Consider the following 17,376-nt stretch of genomic DNA (forward strand, 5'->3'; position numbering starts at 1 on the left):
ACGCCTCCGAACTGTCACCGGTTATTTTCTAAACTCAATAATAATTATCCCACAACTTTTTGGTATTTGAGATATTTTAACAAGCGGAGGTAATCATCATACGCATTCATATCCAGTAATATTGCTTCATCATCCACCTCTGCCTCTACCGCCCCCGATTCAAAATTTTTCAATACCCCACGCAGCCCTTCGGTGCTGGAAGTATTATAAATATCCATTTTTAGTTTGGCCGAGATGAGGGGTGGATGCCCGCGCCTGCCATTAAATATTGGATATACAATATCCGGTTCATCCGGCGCGTGAAAGCGCTCAAGCATGGTGCATATTGTTTTAACACTCACGAGCGGGTTGTCCGCAGGCATAATGAAGAATGCTTTTACTTCCGGTTCTAAAGTAATGATGCCCTCCTGCACCGAGGTGAACATTTCCTCTTGAAAACGCTTGTTAAAAATAAACCTGACAACATAATACTTTAATGTTTCTATCACATCAAGCGCATTATAGCCCAGTACGATTCTTATATCGTTGATGCCCGCATAGTTAAAGCAGCGAACAGCATGCTCAACGGCAGTAATATGCCCTAATTTCATCAAAGGCTTGAATTCCTTCATCTGAAATGAAGAGCCGGCCGCAAGGATTAGCGCTGCTATATCATCGGTTATATCCACCGGAATTTCCCTCCCCATAAGCTGTTGTTTTATATTAAGTTGTTTTATATTAGTTTAATATCGTTTTTATGTAACTTGACAATTATTTTAGCATACATTATTATTTACGTATAGTTACGTTGCGTTATGTTTAGTCAGGAATTAAGTATGCCTTTATGTTTCTCATTGATGCTGTCCCGGTGGTGAATATAGTATTATCAATAAGACCTGGATACTGTGCCTGGATAATCTAAATTTAGTTATGTAACGTTTAATATCTTTTAGTAATTAACTAATATATAACTGATAACTACATATTCTTGTCATTTATAAGGCAATGATGCCCAACATATCAGCAATGTCGGGTTTTTTTGTTAAAAAATTCAAAAGGATATAAGAAAATGGACACGCTGTATATGGAAGGGGATACACCTTTTTCGCGAAATGTCACCAATTTTAAAATTTAGGGGATATCCCGAATTTAAGGGGGGGTGGACAAAAAATTTGGCGGCGCATCATATCATCGTCTTAATGCAATCACTGACAAATTAACGAAGGTTAACGGAAGGAGTCTGGTTATGAAAAAGAGGTACATATTTTTAGGTCTTTTAATCTTTATTGCCTTTGCCCTGGCCGGGTGCGGCAGTAATCAAGGGCAGCCCGGGACGGAAGTGGAACAGGTCAAACTGACCATATCCGCCGCCGCCAGCCTGCAGGATGCGGCGGCGGAGTTAAAAGATATCTATCAGGAAGAGCATTCCGGAGTGGATATAACATATAATTTTGCTTCTTCCGGCACTTTGCAAAAGCAGATTGAGGAAGGGGCTCCCGCAGATTTGTTTATTTCCGCCGGTAAAAAACAAATGGATGCCCTGGCGGACAAAGGGCTGATTATAGAAAGCTCCAGAGTAACCTTGCTGAGTAACGAGTTGGTGTTGATCGCCGGTCAGGACAGCGGGCTCACGGGATTTGACGATCTAACCGGCGACGGCGTAAAACAAATCAGCATTGGCACCCCCGAAACCGTGCCTGCGGGAAGCTACGCCAAAGAAGCACTGATCAACTTGAAACTGTGGGATCAAATACAGCCTAAACTGGTGCCGGCCAAAGACGTGCGCCAGGTGCTGCAATATGTTGAAACCGGCAATGTGGACGCCGGTATGGTATACCGGTCGGACGCTATGGCCGGCCAAAAGATTAAGGTAATTGCCTCTGCTCCGGAGGATTCTCATAAACCCATCGAATATCCCATGGCCGTTATTAAAAGCACCAAGCACCAGAAGGAAACCGAAGATTTTGCCGCTTTCCTGCAAAGTGACGAAGCCGCGAAAGTATTTGACAATTATGGCTTTACAGCCAAATAAAGTTTGATTTATAGCCATGTATTTTCATATACACGACTGGTTTCCGGTATTCCTTTCGCTCAGGGTGGCGCTGATTGCACTGGCGTCTGTAACCTGTTTTGGGCTGCCGGTGGCCAGGCTTCTGGCCCGCCGGGAATTTCCCGGCAAGGATGTGCTGGAGGCGGCCATAACGCTGCCCTTGGTGCTGCCGCCCTCGGTTATCGGCTACGGCCTGTTGGTGCTGATAGGTAAAAACGGCCCGCTGGGTAAAGCCCTGGCGGAAATGGGATCATCTATAATATTCACCTGGTGGTCGGCCGTGCTGGCTTCCACTGTGGTAGCCTTTCCTTTGATGTATCAAAGCGCCAAGGCGGCTTTTAAAAGCGTGGACATCAATTATGAAAAAGCCGCCCGCACCCTGGGCGCCGGCGAAATAAGAATTTTTTTCACCATCACTTTGCCCCTGGCCTGGCCGGGCATCATAGCCGGGCTGGTACTGTCCTTTGCCAGGGCGCTGGGTGAATTTGGCGCTACTTTAATGGTGGCGGGGAATATACCGGGACAGACGCAGACTGTTCCTCTGGCCATTTACTTTGCGGTAGACGCGGGAGACAATGTTACCGCCAGAACCCTGGTGGCTATTATTACAGTGTTTAGCTTCCTGGTTATTTTCTGGGTGAACAGATGGGCTAAACGTCAAAATCATTAAACAGTCGGTGATTTTATGTTGGAAGCGTGTTTTTCCAAAAAACTATGGCATTTTACCCTGGATATCAAGATTAATCTCGGCCATGAAATACTGGTGCTCTGGGGCCATTCGGGAGCAGGCAAGACCACTGTCCTGCATTGCCTGGCCGGCCTGTCCAACCCTACGGGTGGATTTATCAAACTGGGCGGCAATGTTCTCTACTCTGCGGATGATAAAATTAACGTCAGCACGCGGTTCAGAAAGGTAGGCTACCTGTTTCAGGACTACGCCCTTTTCCCCCACCTGACGGTACGGCAAAATGTACTGTACGGACTGAAATGTAAAAAGAAAAACAACGGCAGTCCCCCGGCATCGGATCCGTTGGAGCTGCTGGAATCATTCGGTGTGGACCATCTGGTCGACCGTTTTCCCCGCCAGCTCTCCGGCGGGGAAAAACAACGGGTGGCCCTGGCCAGGGCGCTGGCGGTGCAGCCGGAATTGCTGCTGCTGGATGAGCCTTTCAGCGCGCTGGACAGAAATATCAAGGAAAACCTGCGGCAGGAGATAAAAAAGCTGCACCGGCAGTGGCAAATACCTTTTGTGCTGGTCACCCACGACGAGGAGGACGCCAGGTTCCTGGGCGATAAAATAATATCCCTGGAAAAAGGCCGCATTATGGATACAGCCCTGCCAACCGGATCCTGCGAAACGGCTGCCGGATTTACACTAAGCATGCGCTGAATCTGTCGCCGGCGGTGGCACTACCGGTGCCGCAGCCGGTACCGTGGCGGCATATGGTGTTAAGTAACTTGGCTCATCGAAAACATGCACCGGAAGTTTACAGGTGACGGTGCGCCCGAAGTGCGAGTGCAAGTGAAAGGAGATGACTGCTTGTATAATCAGCTGGCTAAAAATATCAAATTATGGCCGATATCTTTTATGGTCATTTTACTGGCCATTTTGCTGCTGGCCGGATGCGGCGCGCCGGAAAACCGGTCCGGCCAGCCGGCGGCCGAAGCTGACAAGGCTTCGCTGTTTGCCTACGTGGGAGCCGGACTGAAAGAGCCTTTCAGCGAAATTGCCCGGTTGTACGAACAAAAAACCGGGGTTAAAGTGGAAACATCCTATAATAACTCCGGGGCATTACTGAACCAGATGGAAACTGCCGGGAAAGGTGACATTTTCATGCCCGGGAGCATGCCTTACATACAAAAAGCCGAACAGGCCGGCCAACTGGGCGAAATGGTGGGACCCATAGCCTACCACACCCCGGCTATAATAACCCCCAAGGGTAACCCGGCGCAGATCAGCCAAATTCAGGATCTGGCCAAGCCGGGAGTAAAAATAATCATGCCGGATAAAGAAGCCACTGCCATGGGTAAAGCAGCGTTTGAAATATTTGACAAGCTTGAAATCACCAAACAGGTGGAAGAAAATATCTTAACTTATACTGAAACACCGATGAAAGCTGCTGAAATGCTCATGATGGGACAGGGGAACGCCGGCATCACGGAACTCAGCATGGTTTATAAAAACCGGGACAAACTGGACGTAATCGAAATAGATCCTGCGGTGAACATAATCGAAGAAATACCCTGCGCCATGCTTACCTTTTCGACCCAACAGGAACAGGCCAAGGATTTTCTTAAATTTGTGGAAGAGGAAGGACCGGCCATTTTTGCCCAATACGGTTTTAAAACCGAAGCATAAAGGGCCGGATGTCGCATAATGAACATGTCCGGCAAACGCATCACCCTGTTCCAGGCAGTGTTTTGGCTGGTTTTTATATTGATGACACTGTTCATGCTCGCGCTTGTGGGGGGGCTTTTTCTTTACGGCAAGTGTGACGCTTTTATGAACGTGATGCGGCAGCCCGAGTTGCATTACGCAGTGGTATTCACTTTCTGGACCACGCTGCTGGCCACCATACTTGCGGGAATGGTGGCCGTGCCCTGCGGATTTATACTGTCCAGGTATGATTTCCGGGGAAAAATACTGGTCGATACGTTGATTGACGTGCCCATCGTGCTTCCGCCGCTGGTCAGCGGGGTGGCTTTGTTGATATTGTTCGGCCCGGTGCTGGGCAGCACATTGACGCGCCTGGGACTGGACATAGTTTTCAGCGTCAGGGGCGTTATTGTGGCCCAGTGGTTTATAGCTACACCTTTTGCCGTTAAAACCTTTAAACAGGCCTTTGACTCAATTGATCCGCGGTTGGAGAAAATCGCCCGGACCCTGGGTTATTCTCCGGCCGGGGTGTTTTTCAAAGTCACCGTACCCATGGCCCAAAAAGGGCTGATAGGCGGCCTGACTATGGCCTGGGCCAGGACTCTGGGAGAATTCGGGGCTACAGCCATGCTGGCGGGCATTATCAGAATGAAGACAGAAACCCTGTCCGTCGCCATTTTTTTAAACATGTCCATCGGCGACATGCATTTTGCCATAGCCACATCAATTATTATGCTGTTTATATCCATGCTGCTGCTGGCTGTTTTTAAAACCATATCCAAATCAGAGGTGCGATTATGAGCGCTCTGCTGGAAATACGCGGACTTCAATTAAATGTGGGCCGATTTGCTCTGCAAAACATGAATATCAGCTTGCAGTCGTCTGATTACGCCATTATACTGGGTCCCACCGGCTGCGGCAAAACACTGCTGCTGGAAACCATTGCCGGCCACTACACCCCTGCCTGCGGAACAATCATGATGCAGGGCAGGAATATCACCGGTCTGCCCCCGGAACAGAGGCACATCGGCCTTGCTTATCAGGACAGTCTGCTATATCCGTTTCTAACCGTCAAAGAAAATATATTATTCGGTTCCAGGGTCCGGGGCAAGGCCGGTGACCCGCAAATATTCCGGTACCTGGACCATCTGGTTGAAGCGATGAGCATTTCCCATATATTGGGTAGGTACCCGGAGCATTTAAGCGGTGGTGAGAAGCAGCGTGTATCTTTGGCCAGAGCCATTTTGAAGCGCCCTCCCCTGCTGCTTTTGGATGAGCCGCTTTCCGCCCTGGACCCCCGTACCCGCAGCGCCATGCAGGAGCTGCTGCGGGAAATACATGCCGCGGAAGGACTGGGCATAATTCATGTAACCCACGATTTTACGGAAGCCATGCAGCTCGGCACTTATCTGGCCGTGCTAAAAAAGGGAGTGATTGAGCAGGCGGGCAGACCCCTTGACCTTTTCTTTCACCCGGCCACCGCTTACGTTGCCGGATTCCTGCAGGGGGAAAACCTGCTTCCGGGAAAGGTGCTGGCAATGAACGGCAGCAGTTGGTTCCTGCAGAATAACGGATTGCTGTTTGGACCCCTGCCGCCGGGCTCCGGAGCGGCAGCTCAGAACAAGCACGGTCTTCAAACGTCAACTCTGCTCATTCGGGCCGGCAACATACGGCTGACCCGCGAACGCGGCCCGGCGGGCTCCACCCCGAATAGTTGGGCCGCCTCAATTAGCCGTATTGTTCTGAACAGAACCCATGTGGATGTTTACTGCACGGGGAACGGCAGCTGGCAGGCCAGCCTGACGCTGGCCGAGTGGCGGGAACTGCAGCTGGCAAAAGGGGAAACCGTAAATCTATCGGTAACCCCGGAAAGCCTTCATATTATTCCGGGAAACTAAAACCGGTGGCAAAGAAGCCAGAAAGGGGAAAAAAATGATTTATATTCCGGATAGCAGAATTGATTATTTTATTGGCGAAGACGTACCGTACATTGATTTGACCACCCTGGTGCTGGGAATCGGCTCCGAACAGGGTAAAATCCGCTTTGTCAGCCGGGAAGACAGCGTAATATCCGGCACCGAAGAGGTGCTAAAGATTTGTCAAAAATTGAATATAGATGTAATTAATTATCTACCTTCAGGAACAGTGGTAAAACCCGGGGAAGAATTTATCGAGGCTGTGGGAAAAGCCGGGGATTTGCATAAGGCCTGGAAAATATCATTAAATATTGTAGAATATTGCTCGGGTATAGCCACCAGAACCAAGAGACTGGTGGACATGGCCCAAAGTGTGAAACCGAAAGTTACTATTGTGGCCACAAGAAAGAATTTTCCCGGCACCAAAGATCTGGCCATCAAGGCCGTTGTCGCCGGGGGAGGTTTCCCCCACCGGCTCGGGCTGTCGGAAACTATTCTGGTATTCAAGCAACACCTGAACTTCCTGGGCGGGATGGCCAACTTGATCAAAATGATTGATACAGTTAAAACCAGGGCCAGTGAAAAAAAGGTGATTGTTGAAGTGGACAACCTGGAGGAGGCCATAATGCTCTGCAACAGCGGAGTTGACGGCATCCAGTTCGATAAAGTGCCGCCGGCTGAACTGATTAATTATGTGACTGCCGTAAAAGAAATCAACCCCGGAATAATTGCCCTGGGAGCCGGCGGTATTAATGAAAAAAATATTGCGGCCTATGCCGGAACCGGGATTGATGTTGTGGTAACCACGTCGGTCTATTTCGGTAAACCAGCCGACATTGGCGTCACCATTGATAAAGTGTAAATTGAAATTGCCGGTCTGGCCGGTTTGGACCGGGTTATGCTTTGATGGAAATCCAGCCCGTAGACATGTTTCCCCATACCCCTCACGTTGAGACAATAGTAAGGATAGAAAGAAGGTAATAGGAATAGCAAGATAATACTAACAGGGTAGGTCAAAGTGGCTACTCTTTTGAAAATTTGTATTATATCTAATTTGAGGACTATTTATCGGCTCGTATGTAGAATGGTACTGAAAAGGCTTATAGCAAGTTTCTAAGGGAGTAGGGGTGACTTAAATATTAATCTCTCTTAAGAAAGCTTTCTACAGGATAAGTAATATTCTGAGATAGAGCCACATGTGTCTTTTGAAAAATACACCTGGCTCCAATTTAATAAAAAACTATTTACATAAAATTTTATTTATACTCACCCAAGATGGCTTATTTTTTAAAGTGTATACCCCTTATAAACTAAATTGTCAGCCTTTACTTTTTCGCCATTGATTAAAAAATAATGTGTATTTCTTTTAAATGTGTCCTGCCCATAATAAGTTGCTGTTGCTTCTATGCCATTTCTCTTAATCGTATATTTTTCATCTTTCTTGAAAAAGAGTTTCATCCAGTTAGAGTAAAATCTTGAACCTTTAATTTTTGAATTACGGATTCTCTCCACATCAGATTTCAAGTCAAGATATGGTTCATCTTGATCGCATTCGCATTGACTCTTAGTTCCATTTTGAGGATGTTCAAATTTTACTAAAAAATAATAATCACCTGTTTTCATCTTTATTTTACCTTCGCCATAGAGTGGGTCCTTTAAGATAACTTGTCCTAATAACCCCAAATCTACCTCATAAACCTTATATTTCTTGGTTTCTTTTTTTAACTTCATACATTTGCCCCCTTAATCCTCTTCGTTATATTGATCAATATAATTTCTAAATAATCGTCGCATATACCCTGAATCTTCCATTTTTACAAATTTACACTTCCCTTTCTTGGTTATTTTAGCTACGTCTACATTCAACTCCTCTTCTTCAATAGCTTGAATAAAATCCTCCACTAGAGTTTTTCTTTCTAGCTTAGACATATAACTCCAATGTGTTGTACCTAGTACTTCCTTAATTGTAAATAAATCTCCATCAGAGTACTTTTCTATCCTGTCTTTAATCAGGTTTAAGTACTCTGTTCTCAGGCTCCCCCCTAATAATCGTTTCCTTACATAATCACTTAGGGTTAATCCTAATTCATCAGAAATATTTGATAAATTGCTTTTCTCTAATTCAGTTAATCGCACAACAATTCTTGTATCCATAACTACCCCTGTATTGTATGACAAAAAATATAATTTGTGTAACTAATAGTATCACAAAATGAATAATATATCAATTTGTTCCACATGAATTATTTCTTCTAAAAAATATTATCGGAGGGAGCTTGAAGGCTCCCTCTGTTCTATCTTTTGACTTTTTCGCTTGCTTGTTTGATTCTGGCGAGTTCTTCTTTGACGATATCAGACAGGATTTTTACAGCGGATTGAGGAAGCATTTTAACAACTCTTTTTTATGTAAATGGGCAGTTGCCGAGAGGTTATGTGCTTTTTAATTAATATTCAGGTAAATTATTACACCTTCATTAATTAATTGAGGTATAATCAAATCAGCAGAATATGCTGAAGGGTGAGATTTTTATGAAGCTGTTCGTAGGGGTTACTGATGGCAACTGGTATAACCATTTATCAGCTATAAAGCCTGACGAAATAAACTTCTGGCAGCCTGGAGGCAAACAAACGTTTAAAGCTATAGGAACCAATGACTTATTCCTATTTAAGCTCCATAGCCCGTTAAACTATATTGCTGGTGGTGGATTTTTTATACGTCATTCATTTCTGCCGGTTTCATTAGCCTGGGATGCATTTGGTAATAAAAACGGTACAGCTGACTATTTTAGCTTTTCAAATGCCATACATAAATACCGTAAAAGTAATTTTAGAAGTGAGCCTGATCCAGTAATAGGGTGCATTATTCTTTCTTCACCCTTTTTCTTTGACAGGACTGAATGGATACCAGTTCCTGAAGATTGGAAACCCAATATAGTGCAGGGTAAATCTTATGATACAAATACTTTAGTCGGAAGAAGGCTTTACCAGCAGGTTCAGGAAAGACTGACTAGAATGTTTCCGTTGAATAATACAGCAGACAGAGTCCATGAAGAAAACCTTAATAATAGATATGGTGCAGGCCAAATAGTCTTCCCGCGAATTGGACAAGGCACCTTTAAAGTCCTGGTTACAGAAGCATATCATAGACGCTGTGCAATTTCAGGTGAGAAAACACTGCCGGTGCTTGAAGCAGCACATATAAAACCCTATTCCCAAGAAGGACCGCATAGTACAAGCAACGGTTTGTTGTTGCGAAAAGATCTGCATACATTATTTGATAGAGGGTATTTAACTATTGATGAAAGCTTACATATTGAAGTCAGTAAGCGGATAAAAGAGGACTACGGTAATGGCAGAGAGTATTATGCCTTTCATGGTAAAAAACTTATTGAAGTGCCGGACAGCATTCAAGAAAAGCCATCAAAGCAATTTTTGAGATGGCATAATGAAAATGTGTATTTGGCGTAGGGGTAATTACCAAAAATATTTTAGGGAGATCATAGTATGCCTGAAAAATTTGGAATTGAAATACCCAGAATAGAAAATGAAGATATATTTGAAGATTTATGCCTTGATTTGTTCAAAGCCAATAGTAGGTATGAAAATACTCAACGAAACGGTCGTAGAGGGCAAAGACAAGATGGAGTTGATATATTTGCTAGGAAAAACGAGAGTTCAGAATGGATAGGAGTACAATGTAAAGTAAAAATGGGTGAGGTAATTACTTCGACAGAAATTGGCAAAGAGGTTGAAAAGGCATTAAAATTTAATCCTAAATTAACGCATTATCTTATTTATACAACTGCAAAACGTGATGCTCAAATTCAACAATACGTTCGTGAAAAAACAAATGCAAATCTAGAAAAAAGTTTATTTGATATCCAAATTTGTTTTTGGGAAGATATTCAAATGTTACTTAATGAGGACAAGTATAAGGTGGTGCATTATAAGTATTATAGGGAATTTTATACTAATATTAGAGATGATGGATATTCGTTTGGTAAATTAATTAGCTTAACGGTGGGATATCACAATGACAGGTCAAACTATGAACTATTAATAGGGAAAACATATCAGACTAAAGGGAATGGATATGATGGACTAGATTACTGGAAAAATGTAAATTTTATAATGAATATGAATGAGCGTACATTTGAAACATTCCCGCAACCATGCTTTCCCAGTGATCTAGTAAGAGCAATTAGTAATAATGTTGATAGGTATATAATATGTGAATGGCTTAATTCTATTGACAGTATTGATAAATTTATAAATTCTAGTGATGAAGAATATGCATATTTAATTAGTGATAAGCAAATTAAGGAGTACTTATCATCATATAATGAAGAATAAAAAAGAATGAATTCTACTCTGACATCCCCCATATTCTTTCTTTTACACGTAATGTAGAATCAATTTGGCAGAAGATAATAAAAAACTAAGCTCGGGTTGGCTTTACCGGAGTCTCTTTAAAGGGGCTTATCCTTATTGCATTAGGCAGTTGAATAATTAGTTATGAAAATACATTATACCAGATGAAACTAATTTAAATTTTTGGCGATACCTGATTTAGAAAGAATACTATTGCTAATCCTCATATTTTTTTATTTGTTGCTTCTGTGTCTTCTCAGGATCTATTAGAAAATCTATAAGCTCTTCTAGTATGATTAGATCCATTTCTTTTTGTCCAGTTGTTATATTTGTCATTATATGAGTTATTCCATGGTACTGCCTTAAAAATAAGTTGTTTTCATCTAACAATGAAGTGATTTTGTAATTACCAACATAGCTTTCGCCGGTATCCCATGCGACTACAAGTTCTATATCATTTGAATTTTTTGAGCCATCCTGAATGTCTTCAATTAAGCCATCAAGAGTGTATTTATATTCTATAATCCTGGGTTTACTTATAAAAGGTAATTTTATTTGATTTATTATATCTTTTGATATTCCAAGTGGGTTAGAATGTTTATTGTAAGTATGATTAGTAATTGGATCGTCAATAACTATTTTATATAAACCGTCATAGGTAAACCTTTCATTAGTAGACATTATTCTAATACCTCGTACTACACCTCCTGCAATTAATTGATTAAATAGAGCTATTACATCTTGTTCCCGCGATGGCTTAGAGGTGATTGAAATAGTTTTGATTGGTAAAAAGAAATGCTCACTAATAAGCCTTAATGGGTTTGATTTTTCATATTTATCCATTTCTTCTTTCCAATCATCTATTTCCTTTTCTCTAAAAATATCCGGTGGAGTACCTGTATTAGGTTTTAAAAATTTTTTAGCGTTTTTTAATAGATTATCAACAATTTTCCTTGATACTTCCTTGGCAAAATCAATTATTTCACTGTGAAAACCTTTTCTCCCTAAATCAGCGCTACAGTTTCCAAAATGATATACAAAATGTATTTGGTTTTGTCTACCAGTGTTTCTATTTAAAGGAATCTGTGTACTTTCTCCTTGTGGCATATTATCTGCCGCAATTTGTATTCCTCCATGAAGTATTTTTAAATTATTCCTTAACTGTAGTGATTTATTAAATTCATTCCAAATAGATACAGAATAAGCGTAGCTAAAATATACAGATGGTTTGTATTTATAACAAATATCTAGTTCATTTTGGTCTAATTTTACAAGATTTTGAAGATCATTTGTTCGAAATGTATCATAATATATATCTAAGTTCTTAAGATACGATGGCAAATTATTGGGATCTTTATCTTTATTAAATAATTCTTCTCTTTTCTCTTTAATTTGCTTATAAGATGCTGCCTTCTTTACGATCTTATGAGGCCATAAATACTCAATTCCTTTTTGCGATACATTTGTTTTAATGCCTTGTTTATTAATAACAGTTAGATCTACATTAATACTGGGATTCGGATTAAATGCACCTAATCCTGTCTTGACTGAAAGAATTTTGAGCCATGAATTAGCATTATCGGCTTTAATCCAGTCTAAATCTTTTGGGTGTGTGTTTTTATCGAATTTTACATACATTGATACACCTTTATCTATCTGATTAAACATAGTATCAATTGGTCCGCTATTATCATATTTAATCTTTGGATTACCTGAGGGGTTATCATCATATAGCCATTTCCTAGCGTTTACCATTTTCCCAATTGCATAAAAATCGTTTGTTTTTGTACAAATTTGTATGTAATTAAATCCATATGCTATATATGTAGCGCCCACACCTTTATGTCCTCTTGTAGCACCTGACTTAAATGAGAAATCAGGCGCTAAAAAAGATTGAAATTTTTGTTCATCTAATCCGATTCCGTTATCGGTAACAACCAAAGAATTTTCTTGAATATTTATTGTAATCCAAATGGAAGGTATGTAGTTTTTTTCTTCTTGTGTTGCTCTCTCTTCTATCGAATCTAACGCGTTTTGGATTAACTCGCAGAAAGGGTCATACCAGCCAACATAAGAACCAAGAATGTTTAGAATTTCTCTTTTTAGTGCCTTTGTAGCAACATCTGAATTAACAACATACTTAGCTCTTAAAGGATCAAATGGATCAAAAATATTCATCGTATCACTCCCCAATTAATGATTATTCTCTTAAATGTTTAGAAGTCCTATTTATTCCAGGATATTTTTATCTTTAATAATAATGAATTTTAACGAATGTTTTCAACGGGCTTGAGGTTACAATGTTAAAATTTTTATATCTATTTTTATCCATATATAGTAATTAAATCCGGTTATTATTGTTATTAGAAAGAGTAGTGCTGATTTTGATGTTTGGTTTTTTATATCAGTTGGTTTGGTATAAATGTGTTTACCAAGAAAAACGATGCTTTAGAATATCGGTATTTCTAGTATACAGCTAAAGCCCATTGTTTGTCATATTACGGCCAATTAAGAAATTATTTCTGCTATAATAAAGAGAGAAAAAAATCTCGAACTGAAGGAAAAACTTTCAGTTTTTTTATTATAGGGGGATAGGCATTGAGCAGTAACAGAACTGATGGCAAGCTGATGCTGAGATTTAACTAATATTTTTTTCAAAATGTAACAGGAGTGACGAGAAGTATGTTTTTTTCTGAAATTGAAATGCAGAAAATAATTAAAAAAGGATACAAGAATATTACACTGGAAGAAGAAATTGCATTTAATATTTTAAATTTTATTCACTGCATCTACCTAAATAAACAGGATTTCTATAGTGAACCTTTTGATTCACAACTATTTGGCAATTTGGAAATGACTTTTAAAAAAAATGCATGCTGTTTAATAGGTCATTGCCGGGCTATTATTAAAAACCAGAATAGGACTATTGATTATTTGTTTACTGAAAATGGATTTGAGCTAATGAAGGATGTTATAAAGGGACAGAACTGAAGGTCAATCTTTCAGTTCTTTTACATATATGGGGGGCAAAATAGTGAAGCTCAAACAAATCAAAATGTATAGCTTCGGAAGGTCAAGTATTTCAGAGGGGGTAATATCCTCTGAAAACCTGGAAGAAAATATAGTGACACTGACTGATAGCTTTCTCATGATGGCACTTGAAAGTTATAAAAACGAAGAAATACAAAATGGTCAACTGATTGTTGAAATAATAAAAGTAATGTTACCAGGCACCGAGGACGAAGCCAAGGAGGAATGGGAAACCGGTCTAACTTTTAAAAATAAAAAGTATTTTGCATGGTTTGCAACCACCGGAGGAATGAAAGCAGAAGAGAATTATAGCAAGTGCGAGACTATATTCATTCAAGAGGACTTTAAAAAATTCTCAGAAGAATTTGAGGGCCTAATAAGCCTGGGTAAATTTAAAGAGATTGAAGATAGTAAAGCGAAAATCTGCATAAACAAGGATGTTCTAAGCAGGCTTTCTCTTGGCACAAGCAGTTGCTTTCCGGCAGGAGATATGCCTGAAATTATCGTTCTACCGCAGCCTAAATTTCACATAGCCAAAGATTATAAAACAGTGGAAAAATTTACTGAGCAAGTAAAAGATAAAAAGGGCAACATGGTAGATCAAATAAATTATAAATTGGTAGATTATCATTTTGACCAGGAAATAGATATTTTTGACGGCGGAGCAATTGCCACACCCAAAGTATTCAAGCAGATTAGAAAAGAACTGAAATTAGATTATCCTGTTGAATTTGCAATCATTAGGGGTTATGGAATTGGCATAAAAGGCATGATTACCAAGTTTAACATAACACATTTCTTGGATGTTTTTTATAAAGGAGATACCGAATATTGCAAAAAGATAGATGGCACATACTACCTGCTTGATATGTGGAAAGAATGGCAGCCGGTAACGGATAGTACAATACTGTTAAATGAGAGCATGGTTAAACTTGCCAAATATTATGATACTGAAAAAGGTGAAAATATCAGCTCTTACCAGGAACGTATAGCAAATGTTGACCCCAAATATAAAGATATTATCGGTAAGCTATATGTTACAAAGGTTAATAAAAAAGATGAGGAGATTGAGGATTACAGGAGACTCAATTACCAGTTGTTAACAGCCTTGGCTTTGAGTAAAAAGGACTATTTTGAATTGTTAACAGAGGATGTAAGGGCTTACCGCAAAATACTGAAACCCTTTGATAAGAACAGCGAAAAAGATGAATGGCTTGTGAATATCGATACCATAAGGCTATTTTTTAAAAATATAATTATACATGATGACGAGGAAAGCGAAGAGTTTCAAGAGGAAATAAAAAATATAACAAGTAATGTGGTCAATAAATCTGAAGAACTACTGAGCGTTTCCGAAGATTTTATACACCTAAAATATGTTAAAAATAACTTGGCAAGGCTTATTGAAAAGAAATGCCGGGAACTTGCTTGCGGTAAGATTACTGCAAAAGCAAAATATCAGTACATTGCAGTAGACCCAATTTCATTTATGAATTTTGCTATGAAAAGAGAACAGGGTGAGAATGGGCTAAAAGCAGGAGAATTTTATAGTGCCGATTGCAACGATGGAGATATCAGAACAATTGCCAGGAATCCATTGTGTGCCTATAGTGAAATACATAATGTTAAATTTATTAGAAATCCATTTCTGGATAATTACTTGAGTCCATGCCGGGAATTAATTTATTTTAATCAGAAAAGCGATATTTACCAGCTAATGTCATCCGCAGATTCTGACGGAGATGCTTGCACCGTAATTGACTCTGATATTATCAGGAATGCCGTGGTAACCCCTAGTGATGGTAAGTATTTTATCAATAGAGATGATGGGCATAAAGAATTAATGGAATACACCAAGGAAAACAGATTTTTAGCAACCTATAGGGCTTCAGGAAACTTAATTGGTAGCATTGCACTAAAAAGTGCCAGTATCAACTCTAACAGCCAGGAAACGCTGGATTACTATAATACAGTTAACAATAAATTTGTTTTGTATTCTCAGATTGATGATATTGAATATAAAGAGGCATATGTTAAAGAAAAAATAGAGAGCAAAGAATGGCTTTCGGTCTATAAGGCCAGCGAGCAGCACAGAGAACATATCAGACAGCGGTTTATTAATAATGAGAAGGATATATATGTAGTTCTCTATAATGCAATGGTCAGCATTGATGCTCCCAAAACACTGTATTTCCCAAGCAAGGCAGATATGGAGATTATTAATAAGAAATACGGAAGGAAGGCTTGGTTCCTGCAATATAAAGAAAGTAGAAATAATGTTGTGCTTGGTCAGTACACATATACCTTTGGACTTCTGGATAGTATGTCAAAATCGATCAAGAAAAGATTGTTGAGCTTAATAGATGAGATAGCTGCCAAATTTGATAATAAAGCAGATATTATTCAGAAAAAATTAATAAATGCCGATTATAAGGAGCAAGAATACACGGCATGTTTTGGAGAGGTAGAAAATTTATATAAAAATTATACCGGGGAAAGACAAGCTATCAATAAAGAGTGTAATCGAAAATGTTACAAGGAAAGCAAATACAAAGAAGAAATGATTAATAATTCTAACTGGAGCCAGTTGGAAGATGATTTGTATTATGAAGCTATAGCATCCTTCAAGGCTGAGAAAATAAAAAAATATAAGGACGTGGATGCAAAATACATTCCGCTTGCTGAAGAAACTCAGAAGAAATATGATATAGCCACTATAGCAAACGCTATTGGCAATATGAAAAACTGCACGGAAGATTTCATAATTAATCTGTTCTTTCCGGTGTTTTATTATCTTAACGATAAGCTCCGGCCTAAAAGATATATCTATAAGAAAGACCCTGGGGGAGATATCGCTTACCTTTATGAAAAATATAAAAAAATTCCTGTTGAAGCCATTGATAATAGGGATATAGTTAAAAGTTTACACCTTGAGGAGAAGAAACGCCTGAAGATCATAGATGTAAAGACTGATATAAGAGCCAGAATTCTAGATGGTGGAGTTGTAGATTTAATCAAAACTGAATTGAAGAAAAATGGCCAGGTTACTTTTGATGTCAAGGCTATTGATAATAAAGCCATTTTATTAATAGATGGCAAAGAAATGCTGGAGGTATTCGAGGAATATTTCCAGATTAAAGAGTACAGCCTGCTGAAATGCAGCAGCATTAAGTTTGAAATATTAGTAAAAGTGGATAAGAAAAGTTTGAGATTAACAGCTACAGGAATAACTATTTAATGTTGGTAACGTGGGCAAGCTTCTACTTGGTTTTAGCTGCGGCTTCGGGCAGAGCCCTTCGCCTTGCTTAAACCAAGTAGAAGTCGTCCCGACCCACTTTTGTGGAATAATGTAAATTATTACTACAAATGATGGAGGTCGAAATAAATTATGAAAAATGAAACAATTGTAATAACGCAGGAAAGAATGTGCGGATGGCTTATGTTTAACCGCTTTCACTGTCTAAATGTTAAGCCTGACCTAAAAGACACAAATAGGAAAATCTACATCTTTAGAGATTCGCCTGGATTGCGTGAAACAATGGGAAAATATCAACAATTTAAGAGCCAATTGCAGAATTCAAAATTTTAAACTGACATAAAAAAGAGAATATCATACTAAAGCATAGGTTTACCAAAATTAACCTATTTATTTG

15 protein-coding genes are annotated in these 17,376 nt (G+C 39.8%); 11 read left to right on the plus strand and 4 right to left on the minus strand.

The window, feature by feature from the left end:
- Window positions 1-44: 44 nt before the first annotated feature.
- Window positions 45-668, minus strand: a complete 624-nt coding sequence (locus BM056_RS19100) for a nucleotidyltransferase family protein (protein WP_165613615.1) — start codon at window positions 666-668, stop codon at window positions 45-47.
- Window positions 669-1,225: 557 nt separating this feature from the next.
- Between BM056_RS19100 and modA (BM056_RS19105) the strand changes: the two genes are divergently transcribed.
- The 7 genes from modA (BM056_RS19105) to modD all read left to right on the plus strand — a co-directional run bounded on the left by modA (BM056_RS19105) (window position 1,226) and on the right by modD (window position 7,184).
- Entirely contained in the window at window positions 1,226-2,011 is a 786-nt protein-coding gene (modA, locus tag BM056_RS19105) for a molybdate ABC transporter substrate-binding protein (RefSeq protein ID WP_092473430.1), read from the plus strand.
- Between the two features lie 16 nt (window positions 2,012-2,027).
- Entirely contained in the window at window positions 2,028-2,699 is a 672-nt protein-coding gene (gene modB, locus BM056_RS19110; RefSeq protein WP_092473432.1) for a molybdate ABC transporter permease subunit, read from the plus strand.
- 15 nt (window positions 2,700-2,714) lie between these two features.
- Window positions 2,715-3,419, plus strand: a complete 705-nt coding sequence (locus BM056_RS19115; RefSeq protein WP_092473434.1) for an ATP-binding cassette domain-containing protein — start codon at window positions 2,715-2,717, stop codon at window positions 3,417-3,419.
- An 84-nt stretch (window positions 3,420-3,503) separates the two neighbouring features.
- The gene (gene modA, locus BM056_RS19120; protein WP_238456555.1) at window positions 3,504-4,388 is read left to right on the plus strand and encodes a molybdate ABC transporter substrate-binding protein; all 885 of its coding nucleotides are present in this window, start codon (window positions 3,504-3,506) and stop codon (window positions 4,386-4,388) included.
- A gap of 18 nt (window positions 4,389-4,406) precedes the next feature.
- Window positions 4,407-5,207 (plus strand): ABC transporter permease, encoded by an 801-nt coding sequence (locus BM056_RS19125; protein WP_238456556.1) that lies wholly within the window; start codon window positions 4,407-4,409, stop codon window positions 5,205-5,207.
- Window positions 5,204-6,304: an ABC transporter ATP-binding protein gene (locus tag BM056_RS19130; protein WP_238456557.1), complete on the plus strand. Its 1,101-nt coding sequence runs from the start codon at window positions 5,204-5,206 to the stop codon at window positions 6,302-6,304. Before BM056_RS19125 ends, BM056_RS19130 begins: the two co-directional genes overlap by 4 nt.
- 34 nt (window positions 6,305-6,338) lie before the next feature.
- Window positions 6,339-7,184, plus strand: a complete 846-nt coding sequence (gene modD / locus BM056_RS19135; RefSeq protein ID WP_174549981.1) for a ModD protein — start codon at window positions 6,339-6,341, stop codon at window positions 7,182-7,184.
- A 425-nt stretch (window positions 7,185-7,609) separates the two neighbouring features.
- Here the strand turns inward: modD and BM056_RS19140 are convergent, their stop codons facing one another.
- Complete coding sequence (locus BM056_RS19140) at window positions 7,610-8,053, minus strand: hypothetical protein (RefSeq protein ID WP_092473438.1); 444 nt, start codon at window positions 8,051-8,053, stop codon at window positions 7,610-7,612.
- 12 nt (window positions 8,054-8,065) lie between these two features.
- A complete protein-coding gene (locus tag BM056_RS19145) occupies window positions 8,066-8,476 on the minus strand; it encodes a plasmid mobilization protein (RefSeq protein WP_092473440.1) in 411 nt (136 codons plus the stop codon).
- Between the two features lie 375 nt (window positions 8,477-8,851).
- Between BM056_RS19145 and BM056_RS19150 the strand changes: the two genes are divergently transcribed.
- Both BM056_RS19150 and BM056_RS19155 read left to right on the plus strand, forming a co-directional pair.
- Window positions 8,852-9,790 carry an HNH endonuclease gene (locus BM056_RS19150; RefSeq protein ID WP_092473442.1) on the plus strand — a complete coding sequence of 313 codons (939 nt, stop codon included), beginning with the start codon at window positions 8,852-8,854 and terminating at the stop codon, window positions 9,788-9,790.
- A gap of 36 nt (window positions 9,791-9,826) precedes the next feature.
- The gene (locus tag BM056_RS19155; protein ID WP_092473444.1) at window positions 9,827-10,675 is read left to right on the plus strand and encodes a restriction endonuclease; all 849 of its coding nucleotides are present in this window, start codon (window positions 9,827-9,829) and stop codon (window positions 10,673-10,675) included.
- Window positions 10,676-10,909: 234 nt separating this feature from the next.
- Here the strand turns inward: BM056_RS19155 and BM056_RS19160 are convergent, their stop codons facing one another.
- Window positions 10,910-12,871 (minus strand): ATP-binding protein, encoded by a 1,962-nt coding sequence (locus BM056_RS19160; RefSeq protein WP_092473446.1) that lies wholly within the window; start codon window positions 12,869-12,871, stop codon window positions 10,910-10,912.
- A gap of 504 nt (window positions 12,872-13,375) precedes the next feature.
- Between BM056_RS19160 and BM056_RS19165 the strand changes: the two genes are divergently transcribed.
- Window positions 13,376-13,684, plus strand: a complete 309-nt coding sequence (locus BM056_RS19165) for a hypothetical protein (RefSeq protein ID WP_092473448.1) — start codon at window positions 13,376-13,378, stop codon at window positions 13,682-13,684.
- 43 nt (window positions 13,685-13,727) lie between these two features.
- Window positions 13,728-16,961, plus strand: a complete 3,234-nt coding sequence (locus BM056_RS19170) for a hypothetical protein (RefSeq protein ID WP_092473450.1) — start codon at window positions 13,728-13,730, stop codon at window positions 16,959-16,961.
- The last annotated feature ends 415 nt before the right edge of the window (window positions 16,962-17,376 follow it).

Origin of the sequence: Desulfotruncus arcticus DSM 17038 (assembly GCF_900113335.1) — a bacterium.
Classification (GTDB): domain Bacteria; phylum Bacillota; class Desulfotomaculia; order Desulfotomaculales; family Desulfallaceae; genus Desulfotruncus; species Desulfotruncus arcticus.